This window comes from Psychromonas aquimarina ATCC BAA-1526 (genome assembly GCF_000428725.1).
Classification (GTDB): domain Bacteria; phylum Pseudomonadota; class Gammaproteobacteria; order Enterobacterales; family Psychromonadaceae; genus Psychromonas; species Psychromonas aquimarina.
The window spans coordinates 1-6660 of sequence record NZ_AUAM01000084.1 but is presented as its reverse complement, the minus strand read 5'-3'; the positions used below and the strand labels follow the sequence as shown (position 1 = coordinate 6660).

General features: G+C 42.1%; 3 protein-coding genes. 1 reads left to right on the top strand and 2 read right to left on the bottom strand.

What is annotated here, in order from left to right:
- The coding region (locus G337_RS0118345; RefSeq protein ID WP_028865172.1) for a tandem-95 repeat protein at positions 1-1022 on the bottom strand (1022 nt) is incomplete at its 3' end.
- Between the two features lie 736 nt (positions 1023-1758).
- Between G337_RS0118345 and msrA the strand changes: the two genes are divergently transcribed.
- Positions 1759-2304, top strand: coding sequence for a peptide-methionine (S)-S-oxide reductase MsrA (gene msrA, locus G337_RS0118335; protein ID WP_028865171.1), 546 nt, complete (start codon positions 1759-1761; stop codon positions 2302-2304).
- Between the two features lie 78 nt (positions 2305-2382).
- Here msrA and G337_RS0118330 read toward each other — a convergent pair.
- The coding region (locus G337_RS0118330) for a VCBS domain-containing protein (protein ID WP_028865170.1) at positions 2383-6660 on the bottom strand (4278 nt) is incomplete at its 5' end.

Sequence of the window (6660 nt, the reverse complement as noted above, 5' to 3'; positions counted from 1 at the left end):
GTCACACCCTGGCTGGCACTGGACAGTGTCGCCGTGTAGGTGATGTCGCCGCCCGCTTCGGTGATCGGATCCGACGCGCTTAAGGTTACTGTGGTGGTATCAATTGTATTTGTCACATCGACGGTTGATGTAGTTGTTGCTGTCGCACCGTCATCATCAGTAGTGACAAAGGTGATTGTCGCATCACCGTTAAAGTTCTCTGCCGGGGTAAAAGTATAGGTGCCGTCAGTTTCATTGATGGTTACTGTGCCCTGCTCTGCAGGAACGGTAGCGGTCGTTGATACAATCACACCATCAACATCCGCAGCTGTATAAGTAGCAGTGACACTGCTGCTGTCTTCTGCAACTGTGGCGTTTTCAGCCGTGATGGTTGGGCCGTCATTGATATCAGCAACAGTGATTGTTGAAGTAGTCGCAGCCGTTGCACCGTCATTATCAGTAGTGACAAAGGTGATAGTAGCATCACCGTTAAAGTTTTCTGCCGGGGTAAAAGTAACCGTGCCGTCCGTTTCATTGATAGTTACTGTGCCCTGCTCTGCAGGAACGGTCGCAGTAGTTGAAACAATCACACCGTCAACATCCGCAGCTGTATAAGAGACTGTCACACTGCCGTCATCTTCATTCATCGCGCCGTTTTCTGCTGCAATAGTCGGCCCAGTATTGACAGACTCTGTATTAGTCTCAGTAATAATCGCCGCCTGCTGTTCAGATTCAAAACCTTCAGTCTCGAATTCTGTGCTGGCTATTGTTTCTGCGCCATCACGGGCAAATTCAACGGCAGATGAGCTTCCGCCGTCACCAGTAGTTAAACCCGCAGCCGTTTCAATATCTTCAATCGGCTGGTCACTGCCTGCAATCGCATCTTGAATAGCTTCAATTTCACTTAGCAGCTCTTCATCAATCACAAATTCTTCAGCTCCAGGTGCTCCGACAGCATCAGCTGTTTTTTCTAATAATTCATCTTCTAGATCTATAGCATCAACATCTGAAACGTTTTTGTTATCGTTTACATTATTGCTCATTATTTTTTCTCCGTATTCATGATGTTAATGCCTGCTGTCATGCTGTTTCTTCTTACCAAAGTAAGCTGTAGATCTTTTTTAGGGGAAATAAAAACAAACATGAACAAATTCCTTTTAAATGACAACGTTCCAGAAAAGCTGAAATGTATTACTAAAAATTTTTAACAGCTAAAATTTGTGACGACAGCATATTGAATAATATAAAAAAAAAGTAGTTATCAAACAAATGTCCAAGCTGCCACCAGGATATATCCGCCTAAAATACAGGTTTATAAACCACCAGTCAACAGCGGCCGCAAACCATTGATTACAAAGGGTTGGCAAATGATTTTCACTAATTAACTTTAACTTTTAGAAGGCGCGAACAACTTTGATTTTTAGGCGGAATTATCACCAGCCATGAATAATTCTGCATTTACACAAAATTACAAACTTCCTTTGCAGCATCTAAAAACATCATTCTTTGAATACAACAGTGACAAAAAGGTGCTTTTGAAATCAGTATTTTTGACAATTTAAATAACTTTTCTTTGTTTTTTCACCTTATTTACTGCACGATATCTATAAGATAAACGCTTTGATTATAACCTTTAAGATAAATATGAAAGCAGCTGTTTGTTCCGGTTTTCATAAATTTGTCAGCTGTATTTATAATGATACAAGCTCTAAAAAATATAACGCTCTACTTTTCAACTCTGCTGTACATACAGCGGACACAATATTTATAGGGGATAACATGGCAGTTTCTACAGCAACATTAGCAGGCGGGTGTTTTTGGTGCATCGAAGCAGCCTTTAATTCCTTACACGGAGTAATCAAGGCGACTTCGGGTTATACCGGAGGCCTTACTAAGTCTCCAATTTATCAAACTGTTTGTACGGGTAGAACTGGACATGCAGAAGCGGTACAAATTACCTTTGATGATCAGCAGATCAGCTATCAAGAATTATTAACAGTATTTTTTAGTCTCCACGATGCCACTCAATTTAACCGCCAGGGAAATGATATAGGTACGCAGTACCGCTCAGCTGTTTTTTATCATGACTTAAACCAGAAAGAAACGGCTGAAGGTTTTATCTTAGAGCTAAACGCCGAGCAGTACGGCAAAGGAGAGATTCAAACTACAGTTAATGCCGCAGACACCTTTTATACGGCAGAAGACTATCATCAGGAATATTTTCTTAAAAATCCAACGCAGGGTTACTGTCGGATGGTCGTCTCACCGAAATTAGACAAATTTAAAGAAAAATACCGTACAAAACTAAAAACAGAGAATAATTAGATTTCCCCGCTTAAAACAAGTTCAAAACTAAAAAAAAGCAGCCCGCAGGCTGCTCATAACTAAGCTAACTGTTCTACACTAGGTGTGACTAATCACATCTTCAAGCACGGTTATCTCACCAGAAGCATCTACAGTTGCAATATCAGCAATGATTAACGGGCCGTTGACGTTTTCATTAAACAAACTGTTAATAACGGTTACATCATCGCTGCCTAAATCAACTCCGTCAAGAATGATAGTTTGAGTAACTTCAGAGCCGGCTCCATCAACATGAATTGAAATAGTTGTATCTGTACCGTCAGATGAAAAGTCTAAATAATCATCAAGATGATCACCTACCGAAACATGCAGCAGTTCACTTAAATCCAGCTTGTCTTCATCAACATTAAAATCAGCTATATGGTCAATTCCGCTGTCTCCATCCTGCCAGATAAAGGTATCAGCATCATGTCCGCCAATCAGCAGATCATTGCCTTCACCGCCGATAAGGTCATCACTGCCGCCTTGTCCAAAGAGAATATCATCCCCAGCACCACCAGAGAGCTTGTCATCACCGTCCTTGGCGTCAGACACATTAAATTCATCAATATGAGTACTGATATATTCATGAACATCGGCGGTACTGACATCAATAAGTTCACCGTCGGTTTTCAGATCAACATATTCCTGCAGTGCCGAGTAACCATAACCATTCTCAGCCGAACCTGTCGCCAGATCACCAAAGATGATGTCATCACCTTTTCCGCCGTCCACGGTATCAGCCCCTTGAGTCAACTGTGTCTCAGATCCAGTTAAAAGGTTTGCAAGGTCTGCAATATCAAAGTTAACAACAGCTGCGCCGTCTGTATCATAAGGAGCTAGATTATCCAGTGCAAGCTCATTGCCAAGACCTATTGCTTCCACATCCGATAATTTATTAAGTTCCTCGAAGGCGGCCAGTGCTTTCGCAGTGGCCTGAGCATCGTTCTTCACAGCTGCTTCAAAATGATACGTTCCAGCGTCATTCACAAGTTTACCAATTGCATCCTTGCTGTAAATACCGCCATTTGCAGTAAATTCGTAGCTGTAAACTATACCGTTAGCATCAACTATTTCACATTCAGCAAAAGTAACACCGTTAGCTGTTACTTCCTCAACAGTAACTGCACCGCCTGTATAACTATCATCCAGTAAAGAGTTTAAAAATACATCTGGGATACCAGTACTATCCCGATAATTAACAGCTAACTGGTTTGCATCTACATCTGCAAGGGCAACATTTTCTATATAAGAGGTCGGTACACCGTCAGTAATAAAGTAGGTAAGATTAGTACCGCTGTTTGTTGAAGCTAACCCTGTTTCAAACCAGTCTTTTGTGGTTAGAAAAGCGTCTTCGTAGTTTGTTTGACCGCCTCTTTGAATATCATCATATGCCCTCTGAAGTGTGTCTAACGCATCGCTGTCCGCAAGGTTTACTGAGACTGTTGTGGTTACTAGTGAATCAAAATCAACCAGCAAAACATTAACAATGCCCGCATTAGCACCGGATGCACTTTTAATCAGCGTTTCAAACAGAGCGGTAAGCTGCGTTTTTGCTGTTGCGATACTTGCATCGCCCATACTGCCCGAAGAATCAAGAACAAAAGCAATATTATAGTTTTCACCTTCAACAATTTTTACGCCCTGCGAGTCACTGACAATCACATCATTTCTGTCTGTTCCGTCAATGGTGTTATCACCGTGAGCACTGGAATTATAGCCGTAAGCAATTTCACTTAAGTCAACCGGAATCTCTATCGGAGAAGTGCCGTCTGTTGCAATAACAGTCAGGCTGTGCAGATTAGACTCTACTGAATCAAAATCATTGGTATGAGCGGCAGCCCCTTTATCTGTTAATGAAATTTCACCTGTTGTACTGTTTATCTCAAAATATTCATTTGCTTCTTTTAAGCTGTAAGTAACCGTGTCCCCGTCAATATCGGAAGCCTGAACTTTGCCGATAACATGTGCAGCCGTGCTGTTTTCTTCGTAGCTAAACTCATAAGAAACCTGGTCCGCAACAGGTGCATCATTGTCCGGGCTGACCTCAACTTTTACTGTTGCGACATTCGACTCAATGCCGTCATTATCTTTTACCGTATAAGTAAATGAATCACTGCCGTTATAGTTCTCATCCGGTGTATAAGTTGCAAGGCCGGTAACCGGATCAAAGCTGACCGTGCCGTGCTGTGGTGCATCTTTCAAAGCAACAGTTGCAGGATCTATTGTTCCGTCGACATCACTGTCATTACTTAAAATATCAATATCAACTGATTTATCTTCTTTTGTGACAATCGCTGCATTTGAATCTGTATGAGACAGATTTTCGGTGATCCAGATATTATCTCCCTTGGTGCCGTCTGAGTTAACTTCCTTAAGTGTTAAGTCAAACTTATGACCATAACCTTGATCCCAATAGAGAATATCAACGCTGTGCGAACCGGCAGTGAGGTTATCAATAGAAAAAGTATCTGTTTTAATCGCTGAATTGCCGTCATATTGAAAAACAATTTCGTCAGCAGTGCCTTTATCTAAAATTATTTGAAAACCGTCATCGTGGAGGATATTAAATTCATAGGCGCCACCCTCTTTAACATTTAAAGCCCCCGTTAATCTAATAATACCGTCAGTCGCCAGCTCAGTACTGCTGCCGGAAATACTTTGCGCATCATTATTAAGGAAGTTAATTAAATTAGTCGGCACGCCGTCAGCATTAACATTATCAGCTAAATTCGCAGATGAACCGTTGACTTTCTGATAATCAATTGCGGTTGACACAAATGAAATCTCTGAACCATTGGCGGCAATATACGCCTCAACTTCAGCAATACTGGTCAGATTTTCCTGCTTACCCGGCTGATGATTTTCCAGCTCGATTAATTTAGCAGCACGTTCCGCTTCAGAAAGCTGGCCGTAGGACTGGTTGAAGAAATAACTTTTTTCTCCTTCATCGGTATGGTCAAGCACGTTGCCATTGCTGTCTTTCATCCATGAATCCTGCACGTAACCCCAGTATTCACCTTTCAAGCCGCCGAGAGGATCATCTACTGCTGTAGGCGCTACATCATAATCAGATTCAGCCTCCGCGGTCACTTGATTACCAAATTCATCACTAACTGTAATCTTAGCTTCTATTTTGTTGTCACTATCTGCAACTAAATCCTGTCCTGAAACATTAATCTTATAAACAAGTTTGCCGTTTTCTAAAACAACATCGCCAGTGAACTCCTTGGAATGAACCATCAGTGTAACGGTATCACCCACTTTAGCGTCGCCGCCCACAGTACCGGTTATTTCAATATCCGTTTTAGCTTCAGCAGCATCAATTATATTATCAGCATTAGCGGTAAGCGGATCGATAGTGATACTGGCTTCGTTAATATTTGTTTCAGACAATGTAATTTCAGCTGCGGTCGCCTTTCCTTCAGCATCAACTGCACTAATGCTGTAAACACCGCTGTTTGGAGTTGTTTCAAAATCATTAACCGCACTGTTTGCACCGCTTGCCGTTAAACTGATCTGACCGTCACTGTTAATCTGATAGAAACCATCGGCGCTAAAATGCGTTCCTGTTGCTTCAAATACAAAGTCGCTCACTTCAATATCATCACTGGCGGCGACTGTTGCAATCACATCACCTGCGACCTGGTTCTCTGCATAACTAAAACTCTGCGCCGAAATCTGAGGCGCATCATTGGTGCCGTTCACGACGATTGTAATGGTACCCTCATCAGTTGCATTATTATCGTCGGTTACAGTTACCGGAATAATAAGCTCAACGGACTCATTATTTTTTAAGTAATCGTAAGCATCATTTGTCGGATCAAAGCTGTATGAACCGTCCGTATTCAGGACAAAACCAGCAGGTGCGGCTGAGCCGCTGCTGATCGCAAAGGCGGCAGTGGAATTTTGATCCACATCTGTTACCGGTACATTCCCGGTAATTTCTGCATCACCTTCATTCGCAGTCCTAGCAACATCAGTAATAATCGGCGCGTCATTGGTACCCTCAATTTTAACCGTTACAGTTCTTTCGGTACCATCAGCACTGCTCACGGTAAAGATATCACTGACAGAATCACCAACATTTAATTCATTAAAAGCTGAATGGGCCTTATACGTCCATACACCGTTTTCTGCCAGTTCAAAGCTGCCGTTCTTACCGTCAGTACTAAGCGGGATAAAGGTATTATCAATATTATCCACATCCGTTACCGTTAAAGTACCGCCTGTTTCAAGCGCTGTATCCGTTTCTGATATACCGACATAGGCGTGACTGACAGAAGCAGCATCGTTAGTACCGTTAATGGTGATAGTAATATCATGCTCAGTGCCGTC